The sequence below is a fragment of the Solibacillus sp. FSL K6-4121 genome, from assembly GCF_038002585.1.
GTDB classification, from domain to species: Bacteria; Bacillota; Bacilli; order Bacillales_A; family Planococcaceae; genus Solibacillus; species Solibacillus faecavium.
Map to the genome: position 1 here is coordinate 985,597 of NZ_JBBOCS010000001.1, position 23,688 is coordinate 1,009,284.

The following is a 23,688-nucleotide window of genomic DNA, read 5'->3' on the forward strand; positions in this document are numbered from 1 at the left end:
CATCGTACTTGACCTCTTTGTTTTTAGTTGATATAGAGGGTCCCGTTAATTTCCCGTAAGCCTCGATTGAAAATAGATTCTATTGGTTTTTCTTCACATAGTTTTACAGTTAGATTTGGATGCGTTTGTTCAAGTTGTGTGATGACTCCATTCATTATGCTCGGATTGTTTTTCAATACACCGCCATTTAAGAACAGTGTATGCACTTCATTTGCATAGCCGGCATTTTTTAACGTTGTTGCTGCTAGTAATACAAGTTCGTCCACCGCTTTAAGCATAATTTTATGGGCAACTGCATCGTCCATGTCCACCGCCTGCTGTAAATAGGAACCTAAGCTTGCTAACCGTGCATTCGTATAATCCGGGGAATAGATTAAGTTAAACAGTTCATCCGTACTGTTTACGTGATGGCCTTTTAAAACAAGCTCTGTTAATGCAGTCGGCTTATTGCGACCGTCTGCAGCGCGGAAAATGGCCTTGGCGATATGCTTACCTATCCAGTAGCCACTACCTTCATCCCCAACGCGATGACCCCAACCTCCTGCACGGATAATTCTGTTATTCATATAGCTATAGCATATGGCTCCAGTCCCTGAAATGAGTAAACTCACATCATGATGACCTAATCCTTTTAATGTCGCTTCCACATCATTTTCAATAATAACGTGACCAAAAGTGAATGGACAGCGTGCGATACTTTCTTCAATAATTTCTTCGATAATTTTTTTATCTTGATCCGTATCAACCCCAGAAATGGCAAATACCGCCACATCGATAAATAGACTAGGTAAATGGGCTGCTGCACTTCTTAGTAATCCTGTATATACATGTTGTACATGTTCAATTCCTGCCGCTTGATAATTCGAGCTAGTAGAGGTTGCGGAAAATAACTCGCGTCCCTCTGACGAACGAATTGTCATAACCGTTTTTGTTGCGCCACCGTCAACAGCTAAAATAAATTGTTCATTCATTAGTCGTCCACCCCTTTAAAAATTTATCTAATTGCTCTTCTGCCTGTAAAATTGATTCTGTTTTTTCCCGTAGCCAGTTTTCAAGCGGTACAGAGTCATCCTGCGCCTGTACAAGTGACTTTCTCATCGTCACAGGGGCAGGACCCCCTTTCAAAGTGCGGATATTGACGAAGTATTCAGGTTGAATGGCTTGATAAAAGGCAATTTCATTTATTTGGAGAGGCTTCCCTGTAATTTCAAGGCATTTCTCATTTGCTAAGTCCCACGTTAGGCTTGCAAGCGATTCTTCATTATTTGCTATAAGCTCTCGCACACAAAGACTTACAATTTTATGGGATTGGCGGAATGAAATATTTTCTGAACGAACAAGAGAATCCGCAAGCTCTGTTACGTTGGCAAAACTGTTTTGCGCACGCTTTAGCAGATTTTCTTTGTTTACATCCATTGTCACAATCAAGCTTCCAAACAACTTATAAATTCCGACTAAACGGTCAATTGCCCGCCATAAATAGGGCTGCATATCATCCTCTGTATCAACGATGTCTCCAAAGGGTGTATTATGAACCATTTGTAAAACCGTACTTGCATCCCCTACAACAGAAGATAGTAGGGAACGTGTATGCTCAATAGAAACAGGATTTCGCTTTTGAGGCATTATTGAACTGATCTGTACATATGGGCTCGCAAGCTTAAAAGCATTAAACTCCTGTGTTGCCCACAATAAAAAGTCTTGTGATGTACGCCCTAAGTTTAAAGCGGCAAGTTGTACAGTGCTGGCTGCTTCGGCAATATAGTCAGCGCCAGCAACGGCATCCCATGCATTTTCAATTAAATCATCGAAGGCAAGAAGCTCCTGCACCCGTTCGCGGCTAATAGGGAAGCCCGTTGTTGTTAAAGCGGCAGCGCCCATGCTACTGCGGTTAATGTTCTCGTAGGCAGCCTGCATCCGTTTATAGTCACGAGTCAATTGGTCAATAACCGCTTTTAAATAGTGGGCAAACGTTGTCGGCTGTGCTTGCTGGGTATGTGTATAGCCAATCATGATCGTTTCGACATGTTCCTCGGCAAACAGAATTAAAGAATGGCGTAAATTTATAAGCTCCTGCATAAGGGTCAGCATCTTTTTGCGTAATGTCATGCGATAAATAGCAATTCCCATATCGTTTCGACTGCGGCCAATATGTAAATTTCCTGAAATATCGCCACCGAGTTCGATTAATTTATTTTCAATACGGAAAAATAAATCTTCAAACTGTGGATTATAATCGCGTGTTTTATAATATTCCAGGTCCAATTTCTGTATGGCTTGCCCAATTCGACGTGCTTCATCTGTGGTTACTAGCTCCTGCTCCTCTAACATTTTCAAGTGTGCAATATGAATTTGAAGCATTGCATCTAAAAAGTGCTTACGTGCTTCGTCATACGCAGGCTGTAGAACCATTTGACGATAACTGTTGGAAGGAAATAAAATACCTTCTTTCTCGTTTACTTGATCGCGGAAATTTTGAAAAAACATGATGAATGGGCCTCCAATCAAATGATAGAAACTACTAGGTAATACTTTCATTCTACAATTGTTGGAAAATTTAATCAATTATAATAATTAATGAGAATAAGTATTCTGGCCTATAATTCAAATAGAATTACTACTTCATTAAATATGGTTAAATTTTCTAATAATTATTTAAAATCTTCTAATATATGCATAAAAGTTCTAATAAAGACCTGATTTTCTAAAATCTATTTCAGTTGTTCAAATAAGTGACGGAAACGTTCTAAAAAAGGTACAGATGTTCTAATATCACCGAAGAAGTTTCTAATATCTACAACATTTGTTCAAATAAAATTCAAGCTCTGCAACTAAAAAAGCTGCTGCCTGTAAAAATACAGACAACAGCTTTTTAAATGGAGTTCGTTCCACTGTTCTTCTTTTCTATTACACGCAATTTCTTTGAAGCAAAGTAAGAAGGCAATACCATACCGAATAATACGAGAATAATTCCGCTTACTTGAATCATTGTTAAGCTTTCATTTAATACAATTACGGATACGATAATTGCTACCGGCAGTTCCATCGCACTTAAAATTGAAACGAGTGCTCCGCCAACTTTTGGTGCAGCAATCGAGAATAATAGAATCGGTAAAATAATACCGAATAACCCAAGTGCCATCCCAAACTTCCATAGTCCGGTACCTAATTGTCCGTTCCAGATAATTTCAGGTGTTAAAAAGATTGAAATAACAATGAGCGCAATAACGGATAAAATAAATGTTCTACCAACCATTGTCACACCCTCAACTTTACGGGCATTAATCTGTAGAAAGGCGGCAAAAGTAAAAGCAGCTGCCAAGCCTAGTGCCCATCCTTGCCAAGCAATTTGTGATAAATCTACATCGATAATTCCAGCGGCTAAAATCGTTCCCGCAAGTAAGAAGGCCAAAGAGAATAGCTCAATACGGGTTGGTAATCGTCTGTTTACGAAGCAATTCATAAAGAGTCCAATCCAAGTGAATTGGAAAAGCATAACGACCGCTAGTGAGGCCGGTAAATAATTTAGCGATTGACCGTAGACAATTCCTGTAAGGGCAGTAAATATCCCGGCAAAGATAAGTGTCACTGCACCGGACTTTGTAATGTTCGGTAATGTTCGCTGTGTTAAAATAAATAGTAAAAGGGCCATCAAAAAGCCAAAAAAGTATTGGCTAGTGACAGCTTCTGCTGTTGTATAGCCATGCTGCATGGCAACTTTTACAATAGTAGAGAGTACGCCATAACTACTTGCCGCAATAACAACAAGCAGTGAGTAAATCCAATTTTGTTTCATTGTGTTTCTTCCTATTCTATAGCGATTTCACCATATGATGAAATGGTTCGTTAATAATTGTCCAGCTTTCGGTTGTAGTGTAGCCCATCCGTTCATATAAGCGTCTAGCATCAATTTTCTCCAATTCCACATTTAAAGAAATTTTGCTGTAGCCTAATTGCTTACCCTTTTGTTCAGCAAACTGTAAAAGGCGCGTTCCAATACCAAGACCGCGTGCTTCTTTAGAGACACAAATTGTATCAATATAATATTCATCCATATGAGCCTCTACATCTAACGTAATATGGATACCTCTTTCAGCTAGCTGTGCTTCCAGTTGACGATCCAGCTTGTTACCAAGAAGTCCGTCATATAACACGACAATCCCCAATATTTCGTCATTTTTCTCAGCTACATATGTATTTAAATAGCTATGTCGATTCGTTGTTTCTGTAACTAACTGTTCTAAAGATGCTAATATTTTTTGAGGGACATTTTGTCCAGTCAAATTATTTGCAATGTCGCCAATAGCATCATAAATTAAAGGGGCAATAGCAGCGGCATCTTTTATTTCCGCATTACGAGTAATAATCGTCATCAAAATCCTCTCCTTACCGAAACACAGTATAACAGAAATAAATATAGTAAGCGAAAAAACGATTAGTGTCAGAATAGTATAAAGTTTTATAAATCGTTCTTTTCTATGGTAAATTAGTAAGAACATAAAACGTCGGAGGTTAGACAATTAATGAGTCAATTAGACAAAGAATTCATCTTAGTTTATGGAGATGCATTCGTTGATTATATTGCAAATGACAAAACGAATACGTCATTCACGAAGTTTTTGGGTGGCGCAACAATCAATGTAGCCGCGGGAATTAGTCGAATTGGTGCTCCGTCAGCCCTTATTACCATTACAGGGGATGACGAAACATCGGAATTTTGTCGCCAGGAGATCTCAAAAGAAGGCGTCAATTTAGATTTTGCAGTATTTGATGCGAAGAAGCGTGTAAGTGGAGTATACGTACATTTAACAGAAAACTGTGAGCGAGTATTTAAAGATTATGTCGATGAGACGCCGAATTTACAAGTAACACCTGAGCAATTGAATGAGGAAGCTTTCAAGCGTGCTTCTATTTTAAATGTATGTTCAGGAACAATGTTTGAAGAAACAGCTTTAAAAACGACACGTGCTGCTGTAGAAATGGCTAAGGATAAAGGAGCGATTATCGCCATCGATGCGAATATTCGTCCATTACGTTGGGAATCCGAAGAAATTTGCCGCGAAACGGTTGCATCATTTTTTGAAGATGCCGACATTTTAAAGCTAACAGATGAAGAGTTGTTTTTCTTAACAGAAACAACAACAATTGAAGAAGGCTTACAAAAGCTGGACGAGCTATTAGTACCGATTGTTTTAATTACAGTAGGGGCTGACGGTGCATATGCTGTACTCAATGGTGAAGTTACACATGTTCCTGTTGACCGGGTTGTTCCAGTAGACACAACAGGTGCTGGAGATGCGTTTATGGCAGGCGTTCTGCGCTATGTTCATTTCAATGGACTGCCAACAGTGAAAGAGGATTTAGTAGACTGTGTGGCATTTGGTAATAAGCTAGGCGCAATGGCTGCAACAAAAGCGGGTGCATTAACTGCACTGCCAAACTATGAAGATATAAAACATTTAATTAAATAGTAGAAAATATGCAGGGTGTCTAGCTATTGGACAGTCTGTTTTTTTGTTATGAAGAAACCATTAGTTGACAAAATCATTAAATTGAAACAATTAGTCGCTATAAAAACATATCATTTCTTCTTATAATTAGGTTAAGAGGTGAAGGGATGGATAACTTTCAATTTGCGACCATTTTTATGAATAATCGAAAAAAATTAAATGTAACACAAGAGGATATTGCTCGTTTTATGGGGGTTTCCAGAGCAGCTGTGTCGAAATGGGAAAAAGGGCAAAGTTATCCCGACATATCAATATTGCCAAAGCTTGCAACATATTTTAACGTATCGATTGATGAATTGTTAGGGTATAAACCACAGTTGACGAATGAGCGGATTATGAATATGTATGAGGAGTTGGCAAGACGCTTTTCGAAAGAGCCATTTGAAGAGGTAGATAGGACTATCGAGTTACTGATTGAGGAATACTATTCCTGCTTTCCTTTTTTGCTGAAGATGGCGCAACTTTATGTGAATTATTTCAACAAGGCCGATGACAAAGAGCAGGTAACTAAAAAAATCCAAGGACTTTGCATCCGTGTAAAGGAGTTTAGTGGAGATTATAAACTGACAAATGAAGCAAATTTACTGGAGGCCCTTACGTATATTTTAAAAGGGGAGCCCCAACAAGTACTTGAGCTTTTAGGAGAAGATGCAATTATTCAGCTAGGGAATGAACAGTTAATCGCAACAGCCCAAATGATGCTCGGCAACACGGAGAAGGCGAAGGAAATTTTCCAGGTCAATATGTACCAGCAATTGTTATGTGTCATTTCAAATGCGAGTGAAGCATTAATGTTAGAAGCAGACAATGAGGCATATTTTGAACAATCCGTTCGCCGTATCGAAACAATGATCGAAACCTTTAATATTGGAAGATTAAATGCTCATACAGCACTCCTATTTTATATACGGGCTTCAAGCGGATATGCAGTACAAAATAATATAGAGCAGGCCCTTCGTTGTGTTGAGTGCTATGTGAAAATTTGTATGAAAATTAATTTCCCTCTTCAGCTTGTAGGCGATGATTATTTTTATTTACTGGACGGGTGGATTGCAAGGGAAGTAATGCTTAGTTCGCAAGCCCCCCGTGATGAGGAAACAATAAGACGGTCAATAATAGATGGTATCACCAATAATCCGATGTTAGTGAATGTCCAGCAAGATGTACGTTATAAAAATTTAATCGTTAATTTGAAGCATCATTTAAAATTAGAGGAGGAATTGTAAGATGGAAGCTTTATCAAATGTTCCTTGGGGATTAATTGCCCCGCTATTAGTATTGCAGTTTGTGTTGGCGGCAGTAGCGATTGTTGATATTATTCGTATTCATGAAACCCGCGGACCAAAATGGTTTTGGATTGTCGTGTCACTATTTGTCAATACGCTTGGACCAATTGCGTATTTTCTTTTTGGACGTAAAAACCAATGATATGTATTGAAGTGGAAGGCTTAACAAAGCAGTTTGGCCCTAAAAAAGTAGTAGATGGCCTATCGTTTTCATTACCAATGCATACGTCTACAGCACTAATTGGTCCAAATGGTGCTGGGAAGACAACTGCGCTTTCGATGCTAGCCCATTTAATGGAGCCGACAAGTGGAAAAATTATTATGCCTAATATAAAAGATATGCGTAGTGCAATCGGCTTTTTGCCGCAATATCCACAATTCTACTCGTGGCTGACTGCGCTGGAGTATATGGAAATGGTGGCGAGTTTAAGTAATCTTGATAAACGTACTTTAAAAAGTGAGTGCAAAAAGATGCTTTCGTTTGTTGGGTTAGAGGGCGCCATGAATAAGAAAACCGTCACTTTTTCAGGTGGAATGAAGCAACGGTTGGGTATTGCACAGGCACTCGTTCATAAGCCAAAACTTTTATTATTGGATGAACCGGTATCCGCACTGGATCCTGTAGGGCGTCGTGAAGTAATGAATTTGCTTAAGGAAGTGCAGGAGCAAACGACGATATTGTATTCGACACATATTTTAAATGATGCAGAGGAAATGACGGATCAACTATTGTTTTTACGTGACGGACAATTAGTAGAGCAAGGCTCATTGCAGCGAGTAAAGGAAAAATTTCAGGAGCCACGCTATAAAATTACGTTTTCTCATGAGAACGAAGCGCAGCAGTTTACGGAACAAACGGCATTTCAAACTCAAAGGGCGAGAAATATTGTCTATGTTGAGATTTTGGAAGATCGTCCGACTATGCAGCAGCTTTTATACCAGCTTGCTGTTTCACCATGTGAAGTATTGAAGGTGGAAAGAGAGACAGCAAGCTTGGAAGAAATCTTTATGAAGGTGGCTGGCGAGAATGCAACAATTTAAAGCACTTTTTTTAAAGGAATGGCGTGAAAGTGTACGGAGCTTTAAATTAATATGGATACCGCTCGTATTTATACTGCTTGGAATTAGTGACCCAATAATGAATTACTTTATGGAAGATATTTTAAAAGCTGTCGGCAATATGCCGGAAGGGTTTATGTTGACGATGCCTGAATTACAGCCAGCCGACCTTTTAATGGCTTCGACGGGTCAGTTTCAGTCGATTGGTTTACTCGTCTTAATAGCAGCTTATATTGGTATATTCAGCCGGGAACGACAAAATGGCACGGCGACACTCATCTATGTTCGTCCTGTTTCTTTTACGGCAATGTACATGAGTAAATGGATGGTAGCAAGCATCATCGCTATGATTAGTGCGATTGCCGGCTATGCGGGGAGCATGTATTATACTGCATTGTTGTATGGTACTGTTGACTGGATGAAGTTCTTTGCGATGTTGGGGACGTATTGTCTATGGTTACTATTTGTTATGGCTGTAACTGTTGCAATGAGTGCGGCATTCAACACATCGATTGCAGCAGCCGTTACGATTGTAATTATATCGTTAGGTTTGTTCATCGATTCACTGTTTGGGGCTTTTTGGAGTTTAACACCATGGAAGCTTGCGAATTATGGAATAGCGCTTCTAACAGATAGTGTACTTTTGAAAACTTATTGGCTTACAGTACTTATGGTTGTGGGTCTGACGATTTTGTCCAGTATTCTTGGTATAGTCATGAGCCGAAAAAATATGGGCCAACTAAAGATCTAATTATTCAGTAGAGACCGATGTTTTAAATCGGTCTCTCTTTTTTATTTAAGGAAAATATTATGAGGAAGGCGGACTGGCATTTTTGACGCTAATATAAAGTGAGCCGTTTTCTAAAACTTGAACATAATAAAGGTCTTCAACGGAATGATAGTTTTTCTTGGATAGTTTTTTAAGCAGCCATTCTTCTGTTAATTGGAGGTCATTTAAATTTTTTGTAATAATTTTCCCGTCTGATATGACCTCGGTTGGTAAATACTGTGGTGCAGGAGCTGAAACATTCACATCCTGTTTTGAAGCAGTGCGGGCAAGTGGTTTTTTCAGCACACTTAATTCACCATTTGTTTCGAAGACAGCAAACTGCACCTCATCAAACCCGAAAATACTTTGCTCTCTTAGTAACATGGCAAGTTCATCCGTATGAAGCCTTGCCTTTTTGAGATTATCGTTCAGAATAACACCGTTTTGAATGACGATTGTCGGCTTATCATCAAATAAGACACGGGCTTTTTTCGACTTAAGTGTAATAAAGCTGACTAAAAGAGTAAGTAGTGCCCACCATATAAGGGAGATAAGTCCATCCAAAAAAGGTGTCTCTACCTGAGCGGAAATTTCCGCGGCAATTGAACCAAATGTAATACCTGTTACATAATGAAAAAAAGTAAGCTGGCTTAATTGTTTTTTGCCAATTATGCGCGCAAGTAGTAATATAGCAAAAAATGCACAACTTGAACGCCAGAGCATTTCAAATAAGTTTAATTCCAATTTATGATCACTCCTTATAGCGAATAGCATGGGCAAACATAAAAGGAAATATGCGACTTTATCTAATAGAAAGAATGTGAAAACAGATGTCGGCTACAATTGAAAAACAATCAAATCCTGTCTATCCCATTATGGTAGCAATCGGGATATGTCACTTAATTAATGATACGATGCAAGCGGTAATACCGGCGATGTTTCCGCTACTGGAACGTGATTTAGGGTTAACGTTTACTCAGCTTGGTATGATTTCTTTCGTACTCAATATATTTGCAAGCCTATTACAACCAGCTGTAGGATTTATGACGGATAAAAAGCCATTTCCCTATGCATTGCCAATAGGGATGGTCAGTTCGTTTATTGGTCTATCATTGCTGATCTTATCAGGACAGTACTGGATGATTTTAGTGTCGGTCATCTTTTTAGGTATCGGTTCTGCGATTTTTCATCCTGAGGGCTCGCGTGTATCTTTCATGGCGGCAGGGAATAAACGTGGATTGGCACAGTCAATTTATCAAGTAGGGGGAAATAGTGGACAGGCGTTAGCTCCATTATTAAGTGCTTTTTTAATCTTACCGTTTGGAATGAATGGTGTAGCATATATCCTCATTTTTACGTCCATTGGGATTTTCTTGTTAACAAAAATTTCAATGTGGTATAAACGTCAGCTTGATGCGGAGAAAAAGTCCAACATAAAGAAGGTTCTCGTTTCCTCATTGCCGCCTTTAACAAAAAATCAAGTAAAAATGGCGCTTACTGTTTTGCTATTACTCATTTTCGCCCGTTCGTTTTACGTGACGAATATTACGAACTTTTATGTATTTTATTTAATTGAGCAATATGGAATGAGTGTTGAGCGCGGACAGCTATTTATTTTCGTGTTTATGGCATTCGGAGTAGTAGGAACTTTTTTTGGAGGTCCTTTATCGGATCGTTTCGGAAGAAAAAACATTATACTGCTATCGGTTATAGCACCTATTCCATTTTGCTTAGCACTGCCATTTATTCCATTGCCGGCTGTATTACTCTTTCTTATTATTATCGGTATGCTTATTATGATTAGCTTTACTGTGACCGTCGTTTATGCACAGGAGCTTGTTCCGTCTAAAATTGGGACAATGGCTGGGTTAACAATCGGTGTCGCATTTGGTATGGGGGCAATAGGCTCGATTGTCATTGGCAAGCTCATTGATGAGATGGGGATTCATTTTACGATGAATGCTGTGTCTGTTTTAACGTTATTATTATTCGTTGCGTTTTTATTGCCGAGAGACCAGGTTCGAAAGGCACACTAATTTTAAAAGAAAAAACCCCCCTCGCGCATGAATCGGTGAGGGGGATGATGTATGTTATTCGTTTTCTAGGCGGCAGGCAGGAGGAATACGATCCGGATCCGTTACTAGTGCTTCGGTAATATTTACTTCCTGCATCTTGTTATCAAAATTAAATTTAAAGATTCCATTATCAAAATCGGTGCCAATTTCCTTAAAGAAAATACCTTCGATAAAGGCAGTTTTAGGACAAGTAAACGCAATTTTGTAATGACCGTTTTCTTTAATCAAATAAGCGCGGACGCCTTTTTCAAAAATATCGATCAGTTCATCGTCTGATGGATGTTTAACCGAAACGATATGGAAATCAACAAAAGGTACTTCTTTTAAAAGGACATTTAAAAACGAGCCTTTCGTAATTTCCTCCCAGCGGCTTTGCGCACTTTGACCTACGATGATTTGCGTAATATCATAGTTTGTCGCTACTTCAGTAATCACTTTATGAATTGGTCGTTTTTCATTATCTTTAATGAAGAACTCTTCAACATCCAACTCTTCAGTTAGTTCTTTCCACTGTTCAATGTAACCGGATTTTTCCGCATCAAAAGCGTCAAGTGGCTTTGAGTCAACTGTCAGCACATATAATGGGCAGTCGAGTAATGTCGCAAGTTTGTGTCCACGGCGAATTAATCGCTCACCATTTTGTCCATAATATACACAAACTAAAATACTTTCATCCAATCGGCCTTTTACATGTTTCATTTTAGTTCGCACCTCTTTTTCTTATCCTATAATAATTTATTGAATCAAAATATGTTTTGAGAAATTAAGCATAATTGAGATAAAACGAAGGCTATTACAGTGCATTACACACTTTATTATTGTATACTTATTTCTGTGATGTTTTTTTGTTTTCAGTAAATTTTACGTAATTTTTTCCTTGCTTGAATCTTTTTATTTTAAATAAATTGGAATTTATTTATAAATATAATCTCTATATGCCACATTATTATGAAGTGAGTTATATAGATAGTCAAGTGTGATTAATTAATTTTAGTGTGATACATAGTTTTGTTACTTTTTTGTGGGAGGTTTTTGCTTTTGATTGTCACGCTTTCAATTGTGCTGCCCTTTATTGCTGCAGCATTGATTCCATTAATATACAAGCGTTTTAAGAACATTCACTTAGGATGGTTTGTATTAGTCGTACCAGTCGTTTTATTTTCGATTTTAGCTACATATATCCCTCGAGTTGCGAATGGCGAAGTATTCGTCAAGACGTTTGAGTGGATCCCCTCTTTCGGTATTAATATTACTACGTATCTAGATGGATTGAGCATGATATTCAGTTTGCTCATTACAGGGGTAGGTAGTTTAGTCATACTGTATTCAATTTTCTATTTATCAACGAAAGAATCTTTACACCATTTCTATTGTTATTTATTACTATTCATGGGCGCTATGCTAGGCGTCGTCCTTTCAGATAATTTAATGGTGCTTTATGTATTTTGGGAATTAACGAGTGTTTCCTCGTTCCTTTTAATCGCATTTTGGCATCACCGTAAAGCCTCTCGTGCAGGTGCACGAAAAGCAATGACCATCACAGTATCTGGTGGCGTTGCGATGTTAGCTGGTTTTTTAATGTTATATGTTGCATCCGGTACGTTTAGTATACGGGAAATTGTCGCAAATTTAGATGTTGTGCAATCCAGTGCATACTTTGTACCAGCGATGTGTTTAGTGCTTTTAGGGGCATTTACAAAATCCGCCCAATTTCCTTTCCATATTTGGCTGCCTGATGCAATGGAGGCGCCTACACCGGTTTCTGCCTATTTGCACTCTGCCACTATGGTTAAAGCAGGTATTTACCTTGTTGCACGTACAACGCCTATTTTCGGAGGTCACGAAGTATGGTTTTGGGCGGTAAGTGGGGTAGGTCTCCTTACTTTATTCTGGGGATCATTTAATGCCGTCAAACAGTTCGATTTAAAGGCATTACTTGCCTACTCAACAATTAGCCAGCTTGGATTAATTATGTGTCTATTTGGTCTTGGCTCTGCTGCACTCCATTCCGGTTATTCAACGGAATCCGTCATTTATACACAGGCCACTTTTGCGGCTTTGTTCCATTTAATCAATCACTCAACGTTCAAAGGTGCACTCTTTATGATGGTAGGTATTGTCGATCATGAAGTGGGGACGCGTGACATTCGCCGTTTAGGTGGATTGATGTCACTTATGCCATTTACATTTACGATAGCTGTCATCGGTAGTGCCTCTATGGCGGGATTACCACCATTCAATGGTTTTTTAAGTAAGGAAATGTTCTTTACGGCAACGTTAAAAATTACCGAGCTGGATCTTTTCTCACTTAATAGCATCGGAGTTTTATTCCCCATTATTGCATGGGTAGCAAGTATATTCACCTTTATTTACTGTGTCATTATTGTTATGCGTACATTCTTCGGCAAAATCCAGCCAGATCGTTTGGAGAAGCCGCCGCATGAAGCACCATTTGGCATGTTGATTTCTCCTTATATTTTAATTGCATTTGTTGTAGGGATTTTTATCTTCCCTAATGTGCTGGGACATTATATTTTAAGTCCGGCAATGGCAAGCATCTATCCAATGTTTCCGTCGGTAGAGGATATGACGCCTCATATTGCGGCATGGCATGGATATATAAATACAGAGCTTATTATGACAGCAGGTGTCATTTTATTAGGGGTTCTATTGTACCGAGTATTAAAAAAGTGGCGTCCTATCTATCAGCTGATTCCACCAAGTTTTACATTAAACGCTTTGTATGAACGTGTGATTACTTCAAGTGAGAATGTATCAGGACGTGCAACGAATCGTTATATGAACGGTAATTTAACCTATTATTTCGTGTATATTTATGTGTTTTTTGTTGCCCTTTTAGCGGGTTATATGATTTATGCGGATGCATTTAGCTGGAATCCTTCAAAGGACTCGGTAATCGAGCCTTATGAATTGGTTTTAGTGTTCGTTATGATTATGGCTGCCGTGGCAATTATTTTTGCAAAACAGCGTATTACTGTAGTTCTGTTAAACGGGGTACTCGGATATTCTGTAGCATTTTTCTTTGTCGTGTTTAGAGCACCTGATTTAGCGCTTACACAGTTGGTCGTCGAGTCTGTGACAACAGCGCTGTTCCTACTATCTTTTAAATATTTACCGAAGCTTAAAAACGAGTATATATCGAAGAGCTGGAGATTTGCGAAAATAACTATTTCCATAGCGGTTGGCGCAACTGTTACACTTATCGGCTTAGCGGTAATGAACTACGATCGATTTGAGCCGATTTCGAAGTACTTTGAGGACTCGTATAATTTAGCAGGCGGGCAAAATATCGTCAACACGATTTTAGGGGATTTCCGTGCATTTGATACGATGCTGGAAGTAGTTGTACTCTTTATTGCGGGTCTAGGCATCTACACACTTATTAAGCTAAAGGCGAAAAAGGGGGATGCAGACGTTGAAAGTAAATGATGTTATTTTAAAATCAGTCGTACGAGGCGTTGTGTTCATCGTCTTTACGCTTGGTATGTACTTATTTTTTGCAGGACATAATGCCCCAGGCGGTGGATTCATCGGTGGATTAGTACTTGGCTCGGGGATCGTCCTTCTGTATTTGACGTACGATATTGAAACTGTGCATAAAGGAATGCCGTTCGACTTTAAAAAAGTTGCTGCAATCGGGGTATTGCTGGCAACTGGTTCGGCCATCGCCTCTATTTTCTTTGATGTACCCTTTTTAACGCAGGCAGATGGCTACTTTAATCTCCCGCTATTAGGGGAAAAGCATTTGTCGACTGTTACCATTTTTGAAGCAGGTGTCGCATTGACAGTTGTCGGTACACTCGTAACGATTATTTTAAATATAAGTGAGGATGAATAGTATGGAATCATTAATGATTGTACTTGTCGGCATTCTAGTCGCAGTCGCTACTTACTTAATCCTCTCTCGTAGTGTAATACGCGTCATTGTCGGCACAGCCATTCTTTCACATGCCGTTCATTTATTATTATTGACGGTTGGTGGCTTGAAGAAGGGGAGTGTTCCGCTTTTAGGACAGGCGGCAGCTCCGTTTACTGATGCTTTGCCACAGGCTTTGATTTTAACAGCGATTGTAATTAGTTTTGCGGTTACGGCATTTTTACTAGTACTGGCTTACCGGATGTACTTAATGAATGGAACCGATGATCTAGAGGAGCTTGGAGGGTCATCCGATGAATAATATAATTGTTTTACCTTTAATTGTGCCAATTATTACGGCAACACTATTAGTATTTTTAAATAATAATATTAAGCTCCAAAGAATTGTAAGTTTGGTTACGATGGTCTTTGTAGCGTGCATCTCTGTCGTCTTATTACAGCTTATCCAAAATGAAGGAATACTTCGTTTAGACTTCAGTGGATGGATGCCGCCATTTGGTATTTTGTTTGTAGCCGATTCCTTTTCGGTACTGCTCGTATTAGCAGCAAGTATCGTAACGGCAATTTGTTTAATTTATGCATTTTCAACAATAGGTGAGCGTCATGAGAAAATGTACTTTTACCCTTTCGTATTGTTTTTGATTGCAGGGGTAAATGGTTCCTTTTTGACAGGTGATATATTCAATCTATTTGTTTGTTTTGAAGTGATGCTTCTCGCTTCATATGTACTGATTGCTTTAGGCGGAGGTAAGATACAGCTCCGGGAGTCAATCAAGTATGTATTAATCAATGTTGTGGCATCGTGGATGTTCCTAGTTGCACTAGCATACTTGTACGGAACATTAAAGACGCTTAATATGGCGCATATTGCACAGCGTGTGGCAGAGGCAGGGCAAGACCCATTGCTGACGGTCGTGTCACTTACTTTCTTAGTTGTATTTGGATTAAAGGCTGGTTTACTATTGTTCTTCTGGCTGCCAGGCTCCTACAGTGTTCCACCTACAGCTGTGCAGGCATTATTTGCTGCATTATTAACGAAGGTCGGCATGTATGCATTGTTCCGTACATTTATGCTCATGTTCCCGTTGCAACCCGAAATTACTCATACAATCATTGGGGTAATGGCAGGGGTAACGATTATTGCAGGATGTATGGGTGCATTAGCGGGACGAGACGTTCGAACGATTGCTACGTACAATGTTATTATTAGTGTTGGTTTTATATTAGTTGCTCTTGCAATTGGCACAGAATCAGCTATGGCAGGTGCGGTTTATTATTTAGTTCACGACATTCTTGGAAAGGCATTTCTGTTTTTACTTATTGGTACAATGGTACTTGTAACGGGTGAGATTGTCGTGAAAAATATGAATGGATTAATCCGAATTTATCCATTGTTCGGTTGGCTGTTCTTTATTATGATGTGTGCACTTGTCGGTATCCCGCCGTTGAGTGGTTTTATCGGAAAAGTGCTGATTGGTCAAGGCGCAGTTGAAACGGAATCATATGTTTTACTGGCGTTGGCATTTGGCTCAAGTATTATCGTGATGTATTCGTTACTACGTATTTTCCTGGCTTCGTTTTTTGGGGAAACATCGATTAATGAGGAAGACAAAATGCCGATTCCACGAAGTGTAATGGCTTCATTTGTACTATTGGCCATCTTCATTATTGGGTTAGGCGTTGGTGCAGAAGGTTTGGCAGTTTATGTGAATGATGCAGCTTACACATTATCGAACCCTTCTGTGTACATCGATGCAATTTTAAATACGAATAAGTAAAGGAGGGTGAGCACATGTTAGGTCAATTTATTATTAATTTATTTATTGCAACGCTTTGGTTTTTATTGAAAGATGATCCAACGGCCGATTTTACGACATTCATGTCAGGCTTTTTAGTAGGAACATTGATTTTATATGCCATGCATCGATTCTTTGGAACACAATTTTATTTACGCCGTGTGTTAAAAATTATCAAGCTCATCCTTTTATTTATTCGAGAGCTGCTTTCATCAAGTATTTCTGTATTAAAACACGTGTTGGACCCGCAACTAAAAATTACACCGGGTATTTTCACTTATGAAACAAAATTGAGAGGCGACTACCAAGTCACAACATTAGCGCTGTTACTAACGTTAACACCGGGATCTGTTGTGATGGAAGTATCAGAAGATAACAGTACGTTTTATATTCATGCGATGGATATAGAGGAATCGAAAGAAACGGTAATTCGTTCAATCGGCAAGTTTGAACGTGCCATTTTGGAGGTGACACAATGATCGATCTGATTTTAAAAACGGCACTTGTTTTATTTATGCTAGCAATCGCGCTTTCCCTTTATCGTGTAATAAAAGGACCGTCACTACCTGACCGTGCCATTGCACTCGATACCATTGGTGTTAATCTGATTTCCGCAATTGCCATTGTCTCTATCGTATTAAATACAAAGGCATTTTTAGAGGCTATTCTAATTTTAGGTATTTTAGCGTTTATCGGAACAATTGCATTCTCGAAATATATCGAAAGAGGTGTCATTGTTGAACGTAAATCAGCTGATTGAGTTAATGGCGGCACTTCTAATTTTAGTAGGCGCCATCGTGAGTGTGATTAGTGCATTCGGTATGATTCGATTGCCGGACGTATATACACGCTCGCATGCTGCCACGAAAAGTGCGACACTTTCTGTACTACTTTGCTTATTTGGTGGGTTCGTGTATTTTTGGATTCATGATGGCTATGTAAGTATTCGCTTAATTTTAGGGATTATCTTCGTATTTATCACAGCACCGGTAGCCGGGCATTTAGTATGTCGGGCAGCGTATCGTTCACGCGTACCGCTAGCAGAAGGTTCTGGAGATGATGCCTTAAATGAAATTCTATTTGGCGAAGAAAATATCCAAGTAAAAGAAGAAGTAGAAGCTACCTTAAAGGAAATTAAATAATATAACTGTAAAGCATTTTAGAAGTGGGGGAACGGCACTTCTAAAATGCTTTTTTTGTTGCCTAAATTATTTTAGTTATCCACAATCTATAAAAAATGATACTTATTATAGTAAAAAATTATATAAAAATGGCATTTCCATAAAGAAATAGAGGATATTTTATGAGCTCTAACTAAGGGTTTGTGGATAAGTTTTGGTCTACCTGTTGAAAAATCGTGATTAAAATGTGTATAACTCAATCAGAAGTGGATAACTTTGTGGATAAATAGTATATGTGGATAATATTTCTCGTTTTATTGACAAAAAAGCTAATTTTGTATATAGTACATTACAACACTAATGCACTAGATAACAATGAAAGGAGGATTTCCTTGAATTTCAATGGTCAAAATACAGCCCCTATTTATATTCAGATTGCAGAATGGATTGAAAATGAAATATTAGCTGATCGGTTGCTTCCAGATGGAAAAGTGTATTCCCAATATCAGCTGGCAGAAATTTTTAACATTAATCCAGCAACAGCAGGGAAAGGCTTAACGATTTTAGTTGAAAAAGAGATTTTATATAAAAAGAGAGGATTGGGGATGTTCGTTGTAACGGATGCAAAACATCGGATTTTAACAACACGGCGCAGTGAAACACTGACAAAAATGGCCAAGGAAATTGTACAGGAATCAAAACGTTTAGGCGTGCTGGATGAAGATTTGATTGAACTGATTAAGCATATTCAAAAAGAGGGGTGAGGACATGATTACGTGTGAGAAGTTAGAAAAGCATTATGGGAAGAGAGTGATTTTAACCGATGTTTCTTTTCAAATTGATGAACCCAAAATAATTGGTCTCATCGGGAGGAATGGTGTAGGAAAATCAACATTATTAAAAATAATAGCCGGTCATGCAAAAGCTTCTAATGGAAACATAGAAGTATTCGGTAAAAAGCCTTTTCAAAACTTAACGGTTGCAGCAAATACAATTTTTATAGAGGATGGAATGACATTTCCAGCTGTTTTAACTTTAAGGGAAATTTTTAAATCAGCAGAAAAGTTCTACATAAATTTTGCAACGGAGCTAGCATTTGAGCTATTGAAATTTAGTAATATCTCTGAAAAAAATTACCACTACCAATTATCCAAAGGTCAGAAGGCGACCTTCAATCTCATTTACGGAATTGCCAGCCGCAGTGCGATCACTTTACTAGATGAGCCAATGAACGGGATGGATGAAACGATTCGGGATGATATGTACAGAGTAATATTAAAGGATTTTTTAGCGTATCCGCGTGTCATCATGATTTCAAGTCATTACTTAAATGAAATGGAGCATTTAATTGAAGAAATTATACTGCTTCATAAAGGGAAAGTAGCATTATTTGCACCGGTAGAGGAAGTGCAGGAGTTGGCGGTAAAGCTTGTTGGACAAAGGGAAAATGTGGAGCCCGCTTTAAAAAAGTATGAAGTGCTGGCTACATATGAAAATGGTCCGATTTTTGAAGCGATTGTAGGAAAGAATGATTGGCTATTACCAGATCACGTCCGGATGCAAAGTTTATCCGCAAGTGATGTATGCAAAGTATTAACGGCAACGGAAGGAGGGTCCATTGATGACATCTATCGTAACAGTGAGTCCCGCGCGTAATATTTATGAGCAGGTGAAGTGGAAGTGTAAGGCATATAGTTCAATGTTTAGTACGGTGCTGATTGTATATATTTTACTGACAGTACTTACGGATGGAAGAAGTGGAACTTTAGGTATGGGACACGAATTCGTTAGTTATAAGGAACAATATTATACATTGGATTCCCTCTTTATGTTTACTGTCATCATGATGCTTATATTTGGTTGGATGCTTGCATCAAAGTCCATTTCACGAGATAACTTTTCGATTGTCACGACAAACTATACAGAGGCTATTTCATCTACATTGTTCCTAGTTGTGTTATGTATTTTTACATTGGTTGCTGCAATCAGTACATTATGGATTTCGATATTGGTCGACATTTTACGGACGGGTGATTTATTTATATTCCATAGCATGGAATATGCATTGCTAACATTTATTAGTTTTACGGTTTGCTCGTTACTGGCAGCATCCATTGGCTACTTTATCCATGCTGTGTTTGATTTTTCGAAAATTGTGTTTGCGCTTTTATGTGCAGGGGTGTTCCTCCTAATTCGCCAGTATACAATGGAACTTTGGGGAATTCTTTTTGGGGGGAGCGCGGTTCAAATTATTGGCCGTAGTACAATTTATATTATTTTATTATGGCTGTTCATTGTATTGATGCGCCAACGTAGAGAGGTGACGCGCACATGAGTATCGCTTTTGTTTATTTGTATTTATTAATTATAGGGGTAACGATAGCAGGTTTTTTCATAACGAAAATCCGTATATGGAAACCAAAGCGGACATTGCTGTTTTCCGCTATCTATTTTGGTTGTGGACTTCTAGCCTTTGTCTATTTATTGTTTATGTCAGGAGATATCGCTAAAGCGCCTTCCAAGGAGTTTTTACAAGAGCAGCGTGTTACTAATGAACAACTTTCAAGCGATTTAAAGTTACGAAAATATGAAGGTTTAAAAGAAGAGCATTTAAAGTTTACTAAGACATTTGAAGCAACGGCAGAGAACATTGAAATTCTCCGTAATGAAAACAGCTATTACTTACCTGTATATATATCGTGGGCAGAAACGAATGAAAATGAAATAACCGTATCCTATTATGAAACACCGCTTTATTTAAATGGTGTGTATATTACGCCATTTGTTGAAGAACCTCGAATTGAATGGAATGAAAATAAGCTATATATTGTAGAAGCAGATACAGAGGTAAAAATGAAATCGGTACACTTTTCTTCGCAATTGTTAAATGTTGGTTTTCATTCCCGATTTGATGATTCGCTCCATGATTTAATTGGTCAACGTATTTTACACTTGAATGTTCCGAAACAGTTCAATATTATTGATAAGGATGGGCGGTATTAACGACTGCTTAAAACTCACAATGAATTGAGCGAATTATGTGTTGAAAAAGATCTTGAAATTAATCATTTTTATAGTAGTAGTCTATATATTTTTATATATTAATAATAATTGGCTTGTAACGACAGAGCATATCCATGAGTCTGACAAAATTCCTGCGAGCTTTGATGGTTTTCGAATTGCGCAGGTGACCGATTTACATGATGCAACGTTTGGGGAAAATCAGTCACGCTTAGTAGAAAAAGTACGGGCTACCAATCCGGATGTTATTTTCATTACAGGTGATATTGTTGATAGCAGACGCTATGATCTAGAAAATAGCTTGCAGGCTGTGCGTCAATTTACCGAAATTGCGGATGTTTATTATGTAATCGGCAATCATGAGGTTGCGTTGAATTTAATGGATGAAATTTATGCAGCATTAACAGAGATCGGTGTCCATGTATTGCCAAATGATGCGGTGCTGTTAGAGCGTAATGGGGAACAAATCGCCATTGCTGGTATTGAGGATCCGCTGATGGGGCAGGATGTAGGGCAATCAATTGATCAGGTCATGCAAAGTATTGATAAGGATTTGTTTACTGTTTTGTTATCACATCGTCCAGAACAGTTTGATGCCTATGTGAAAGCAGAAATTGATCTAGTCATGACGGGTCATGCCCATGGGGGGCAAATTCGAGTGCCTTTTATAGGGGGACTTGTCGCACCTTCGCAAGGCATAATGCCGAAATATTCAGCGGGGATATTTGAAGAACAACAAACGAAGATGATTGTAAATAGAGGGCTAGGTAATAGTCTGTTTCCTTATCGAATCTTTAACCTACCCGAAGTTTATGTCATTCAATTAAAAAAATAGCCGAAAACGTCACGAAGATGTGACGTTTTTTTGTTGTTCCCAATATTTTGTTTACATACCATTACCAATTTTATATTATGTGTTAGGTAATTGTTAATAGGTAATTTATAGCATAAAATTCATTGTGATTACTATATTTCTATAATTTATGGAGGGTATTGGATGAAAAATAGAGGGATTGGGGCAAAGTTAACGTTATCCATCGTAGTATTACTTACTTTAACTTGCGCCGTTTTAGGTGTTTCGAGCTATTATAATAGTTACAATTCATTAGAAATACAAATTCGTGATAATTTACAGTCAAAAGCCGGCGATGTATCACATTATATTGAGGAATTTTTTAAACGTACACATACTGAAATACAAGGAATCGCGGAGCATTCTGCCATTCAAAGTATGGATTTTACAGAACAAGCAGCATATTTGAATAAGCGTCTAGCCGAAAGTGAAGATTATTTAGGTTTTGGAATCGTCGATGCAAATGGGGTTGCCCGTTATTTGGATAATACAACAGCCGATTTAGCGGATCGCGCATACATTCAAGCTGCATTTGAAGGAAACACGGCAATGTCTGATACAATTATAAGCCGTGTAACAAATGAGCCGGTAATTATGATTGCGACACCTATTGAGACCTTGACAGGGGAAAAGGCATTGTTACTCGCACGTATGGATGGTTATTTCTTATCATCGGTATTGGAAGATATCGTTGTTGGAAAAACGGGATATGCCTATTTAATAAATGAAGAGGGTACCATTCAGGCGCATCCGAACCATGAATATGTAAAGGAACAAGTTAACTTTTTAACTAAGGCAAAAGAGTCCGGCAAAATGACTGGAGAGGCTTTTGCTGTTGAGGAACTTATATCAAACGAAGAAGGATTCTTTGAATATAAGGATACTAATGGCGATAATCACTTCCTCGGCTATCATACTTTAGATAATGGCTGGTCTATCGGAATTATGGCAAAGGAAAATGAGATGTTCGTTAGTTTAATGAAAATGAGGATTACTTTAACGATTTCTACATTTAGTGTGCTATTTATTGGGTTAATTATTGCCTTCTTCTTATCCAACAGTATCAGTCGTCCAATTCGTGAAGTAGTAAAAGTAAGCGAATTTATTGGGCAGGGGGATTTCACTCATAAGCCACATGAGCGTCTTCAAAAACGGCATGATGAGCTCGGGGTGCTCTCTCGTTCGTTGACTAAAGTTGTGGAAAATATGCATATGATGATTACGAAAGTGCAAACAAACTCTGCAAATGTAAGTGAAGCCTCCTGTGAGTTAATGGGAGATGTTATGAAAGTGACCGACAATGCGAAAATTATCTCTCAATCAATAGAAGAGGTAGAGCGGGGATCTGATAGTCAGGCGAAAGTAACGGAAGAAAGTGCGGAGACGATGGGGCAGATGGCAATTGGTATTCAGGAAGTAGCCGAAGTAGCCAGTACTGTTTCTGAGCATACGGACTTTATAGAAAAGAAAGTCCGCGATGGTCATGAGGCAGTTCGCCATTCGATTGCAAAAATGAATGCAATACAATCCGGGACTGAATTTGAATTGGAAGTCATCCATAAGCTAAAGCAAGAGTCGCAGGAAATCGGGCTAATTTCAAAAATGATTACCGATATTTCATCTCAGACAAACTTACTGGCTTTAAATGCATCGATTGAGGCTGCCCGTGCTGGGGAGGCTGGACACGGTTTTGCAGTAGTGGCAGGGGAAGTACGCAAATTATCTGAGCAAACGGCTGATTCAGCAGCGAAAATTAATGTCCTGATTCAGAAAGTACAACAATATACTGTGGAAGCCGTTCAAGCAGCAGAATCAGGAGAGGAAAATGTTGCGCAAGGTTTACAATCTATAAGCCAATTAGACGAACGCTTCAGCGAAATTGTAGAAGCAGTTTCCAGAATTGCAGTTGAAATTGAAGGGCTGAGTGGTTCTGCTCAAGAAATGAGCGCCAATACAGAAGAAGTATCGGCATCAATGGAAGAAATGTCAGCTTCGGTTACATCAGCAGCAACGTATGTAAGGGATGTTGCGCATTCAGCATCCGGTCAGTTAGAAATAGTAGATGCAATGGCTAATCAAGCCGTAAAGCTGTCTGAAATGGCAAAAGACTTACAGGTCACAATTAAACAGTTTAAACTATAATGTAAACGGCGGTGCAATGGGTTTTTATTGCGCTGCTGTTTGTTTGAGAGGGAGCGGGGGGCATGGGCGCGTATCTAATAAATGTGGTTGTGTTTCTAAAAAAACAGAAAAAGTTCTAATAAATTATGAGTGTTCTAATATATGCTGGGGATTTTCTA

Annotated in this window: 25 protein-coding genes; 19 read left to right on the top strand and 6 right to left on the bottom strand. The window is 38.6% G+C overall.

The genetic code is table 11. The annotated features are described in order from the left end of the window. Positions 1-23: 23 nt before the first annotated feature. The 4 genes from MHH95_RS05025 to MHH95_RS05040 all read right to left on the bottom strand — a co-directional run bounded on the left by MHH95_RS05025 (position 24) and on the right by MHH95_RS05040 (position 4,373). On the bottom strand, positions 24-971 hold the full coding sequence (locus MHH95_RS05025) for an N-acetylglucosamine kinase (RefSeq protein ID WP_191701681.1): 948 nt from the start codon (positions 969-971) through the stop codon (positions 24-26). Then, entirely contained in the window at positions 964-2,487 is a 1,524-nt protein-coding gene (gene argH, locus MHH95_RS05030) for an argininosuccinate lyase (protein WP_191701680.1), read from the bottom strand. The genes MHH95_RS05025 and argH overlap by 8 nt, the downstream gene beginning before the upstream one ends. Before the next feature lie 385 nt (positions 2,488-2,872). Then, a complete protein-coding gene (locus MHH95_RS05035; RefSeq protein WP_340726635.1) occupies positions 2,873-3,796 on the bottom strand; it encodes a DMT family transporter in 924 nt (307 codons plus the stop codon). A 16-nt stretch (positions 3,797-3,812) separates the two neighbouring features. Next, positions 3,813-4,373, bottom strand: coding sequence for a GNAT family N-acetyltransferase (locus MHH95_RS05040; RefSeq protein WP_340726636.1), 561 nt, complete (start codon positions 4,371-4,373; stop codon positions 3,813-3,815). A 150-nt stretch (positions 4,374-4,523) separates the two neighbouring features. On the opposite strand from MHH95_RS05040, the gene MHH95_RS05045 reads away from it, so the two are divergent. The 5 genes from MHH95_RS05045 (at position 4,524) to MHH95_RS05065 (ending at position 8,606) form a co-directional block, all read left to right on the top strand. Continuing rightward, a complete protein-coding gene (locus tag MHH95_RS05045; RefSeq protein WP_191701677.1) occupies positions 4,524-5,471 on the top strand; it encodes a carbohydrate kinase family protein in 948 nt (315 codons plus the stop codon). Between the two features lie 176 nt (positions 5,472-5,647). Beyond that, on the top strand, positions 5,648-6,736 hold the full coding sequence (locus MHH95_RS05050) for a helix-turn-helix domain-containing protein (protein WP_340726637.1): 1,089 nt from the start codon (positions 5,648-5,650) through the stop codon (positions 6,734-6,736). Position 6,737: 1 nt separating this feature from the next. Then, positions 6,738-6,938: a PLD nuclease N-terminal domain-containing protein gene (locus tag MHH95_RS05055; protein WP_340726638.1), complete on the top strand. Its 201-nt coding sequence runs from the start codon at positions 6,738-6,740 to the stop codon at positions 6,936-6,938. Continuing rightward, complete coding sequence (locus MHH95_RS05060; RefSeq protein WP_191701674.1) at positions 6,935-7,837, top strand: ABC transporter ATP-binding protein; 903 nt, start codon at positions 6,935-6,937, stop codon at positions 7,835-7,837. Before MHH95_RS05055 ends, MHH95_RS05060 begins: the two co-directional genes overlap by 4 nt. Further along, on the top strand, positions 7,824-8,606 hold the full coding sequence (locus MHH95_RS05065) for an ABC transporter permease (protein WP_340726639.1): 783 nt from the start codon (positions 7,824-7,826) through the stop codon (positions 8,604-8,606). The genes MHH95_RS05060 and MHH95_RS05065 overlap by 14 nt, the downstream gene beginning before the upstream one ends. Positions 8,607-8,663: 57 nt before the next feature. Here MHH95_RS05065 and MHH95_RS05070 read toward each other — a convergent pair whose 3' ends face one another. Then, on the bottom strand, positions 8,664-9,347 hold the full coding sequence (locus MHH95_RS05070) for a DUF421 domain-containing protein (protein ID WP_339216813.1): 684 nt from the start codon (positions 9,345-9,347) through the stop codon (positions 8,664-8,666). A 107-nt stretch (positions 9,348-9,454) separates the two neighbouring features. Between MHH95_RS05070 and MHH95_RS05075 the strand changes: the two genes are divergently transcribed. Then, a complete protein-coding gene (locus MHH95_RS05075; RefSeq protein ID WP_340726640.1) occupies positions 9,455-10,660 on the top strand; it encodes an MFS transporter in 1,206 nt (401 codons plus the stop codon). A 54-nt stretch (positions 10,661-10,714) separates the two neighbouring features. Here MHH95_RS05075 and MHH95_RS05080 read toward each other — a convergent pair whose 3' ends face one another. Further along, positions 10,715-11,398: a histidine kinase gene (locus MHH95_RS05080; RefSeq protein ID WP_340726641.1), complete on the bottom strand. Its 684-nt coding sequence runs from the start codon at positions 11,396-11,398 to the stop codon at positions 10,715-10,717. A gap of 339 nt (positions 11,399-11,737) precedes the next feature. On the opposite strand from MHH95_RS05080, the gene MHH95_RS05085 reads away from it, so the two are divergent. The 13 genes from MHH95_RS05085 (at position 11,738) to MHH95_RS05145 (ending at position 23,530) form a co-directional block, all read left to right on the top strand. Continuing rightward, positions 11,738-14,149 (top strand): Na+/H+ antiporter subunit A, encoded by a 2,412-nt coding sequence (locus tag MHH95_RS05085; protein ID WP_340726642.1) that lies wholly within the window; start codon positions 11,738-11,740, stop codon positions 14,147-14,149. Further along, positions 14,136-14,558 (top strand): Na(+)/H(+) antiporter subunit B, encoded by a 423-nt coding sequence (locus MHH95_RS05090; protein WP_340726643.1) that lies wholly within the window; start codon positions 14,136-14,138, stop codon positions 14,556-14,558. Before MHH95_RS05085 ends, MHH95_RS05090 begins: the two co-directional genes overlap by 14 nt. A 1-nt stretch (position 14,559) precedes the next feature. Then, positions 14,560-14,898, top strand: coding sequence for a Na(+)/H(+) antiporter subunit C (locus MHH95_RS05095; RefSeq protein ID WP_191701668.1), 339 nt, complete (start codon positions 14,560-14,562; stop codon positions 14,896-14,898). Then, complete coding sequence (locus tag MHH95_RS05100) at positions 14,891-16,375, top strand: Na+/H+ antiporter subunit D (RefSeq protein ID WP_340726644.1); 1,485 nt, start codon at positions 14,891-14,893, stop codon at positions 16,373-16,375. Before MHH95_RS05095 ends, MHH95_RS05100 begins: the two co-directional genes overlap by 8 nt. Positions 16,376-16,389: 14 nt before the next feature. Beyond that, positions 16,390-16,872, top strand: coding sequence for a Na+/H+ antiporter subunit E (locus MHH95_RS05105; RefSeq protein ID WP_191701666.1), 483 nt, complete (start codon positions 16,390-16,392; stop codon positions 16,870-16,872). Beyond that, entirely contained in the window at positions 16,869-17,153 is a 285-nt protein-coding gene (locus tag MHH95_RS05110) for a Na(+)/H(+) antiporter subunit F1 (RefSeq protein ID WP_191701665.1), read from the top strand. Before MHH95_RS05105 ends, MHH95_RS05110 begins: the two co-directional genes overlap by 4 nt. Then, a complete protein-coding gene (locus MHH95_RS05115; protein WP_191701664.1) occupies positions 17,131-17,535 on the top strand; it encodes a Na+/H+ antiporter subunit G in 405 nt (134 codons plus the stop codon). Before MHH95_RS05110 ends, MHH95_RS05115 begins: the two co-directional genes overlap by 23 nt. 371 nt (positions 17,536-17,906) lie before the next feature. Next, the gene (locus tag MHH95_RS05120) at positions 17,907-18,278 is read left to right on the top strand and encodes a GntR family transcriptional regulator (RefSeq protein WP_340726645.1); all 372 of its coding nucleotides are present in this window, start codon (positions 17,907-17,909) and stop codon (positions 18,276-18,278) included. A gap of 4 nt (positions 18,279-18,282) precedes the next feature. Beyond that, complete coding sequence (locus MHH95_RS05125; RefSeq protein ID WP_340726646.1) at positions 18,283-19,170, top strand: ABC transporter ATP-binding protein; 888 nt, start codon at positions 18,283-18,285, stop codon at positions 19,168-19,170. Then, positions 19,136-19,849, top strand: a complete 714-nt coding sequence (locus MHH95_RS05130) for a silver transporter (RefSeq protein WP_340726647.1) — start codon at positions 19,136-19,138, stop codon at positions 19,847-19,849. Before MHH95_RS05125 ends, MHH95_RS05130 begins: the two co-directional genes overlap by 35 nt. Next, positions 19,846-20,517, top strand: a complete 672-nt coding sequence (locus MHH95_RS05135) for a glucose-6-phosphate isomerase (RefSeq protein WP_340726648.1) — start codon at positions 19,846-19,848, stop codon at positions 20,515-20,517. The genes MHH95_RS05130 and MHH95_RS05135 overlap by 4 nt, the downstream gene beginning before the upstream one ends. Before the next feature lie 40 nt (positions 20,518-20,557). Then, positions 20,558-21,370 (top strand): metallophosphoesterase, encoded by an 813-nt coding sequence (locus MHH95_RS05140; protein WP_340726649.1) that lies wholly within the window; start codon positions 20,558-20,560, stop codon positions 21,368-21,370. A 162-nt stretch (positions 21,371-21,532) separates the two neighbouring features. Next, positions 21,533-23,530, top strand: a complete 1,998-nt coding sequence (locus tag MHH95_RS05145; protein WP_340726650.1) for a methyl-accepting chemotaxis protein — start codon at positions 21,533-21,535, stop codon at positions 23,528-23,530. Positions 23,531-23,688 lie beyond the last annotated feature (158 nt).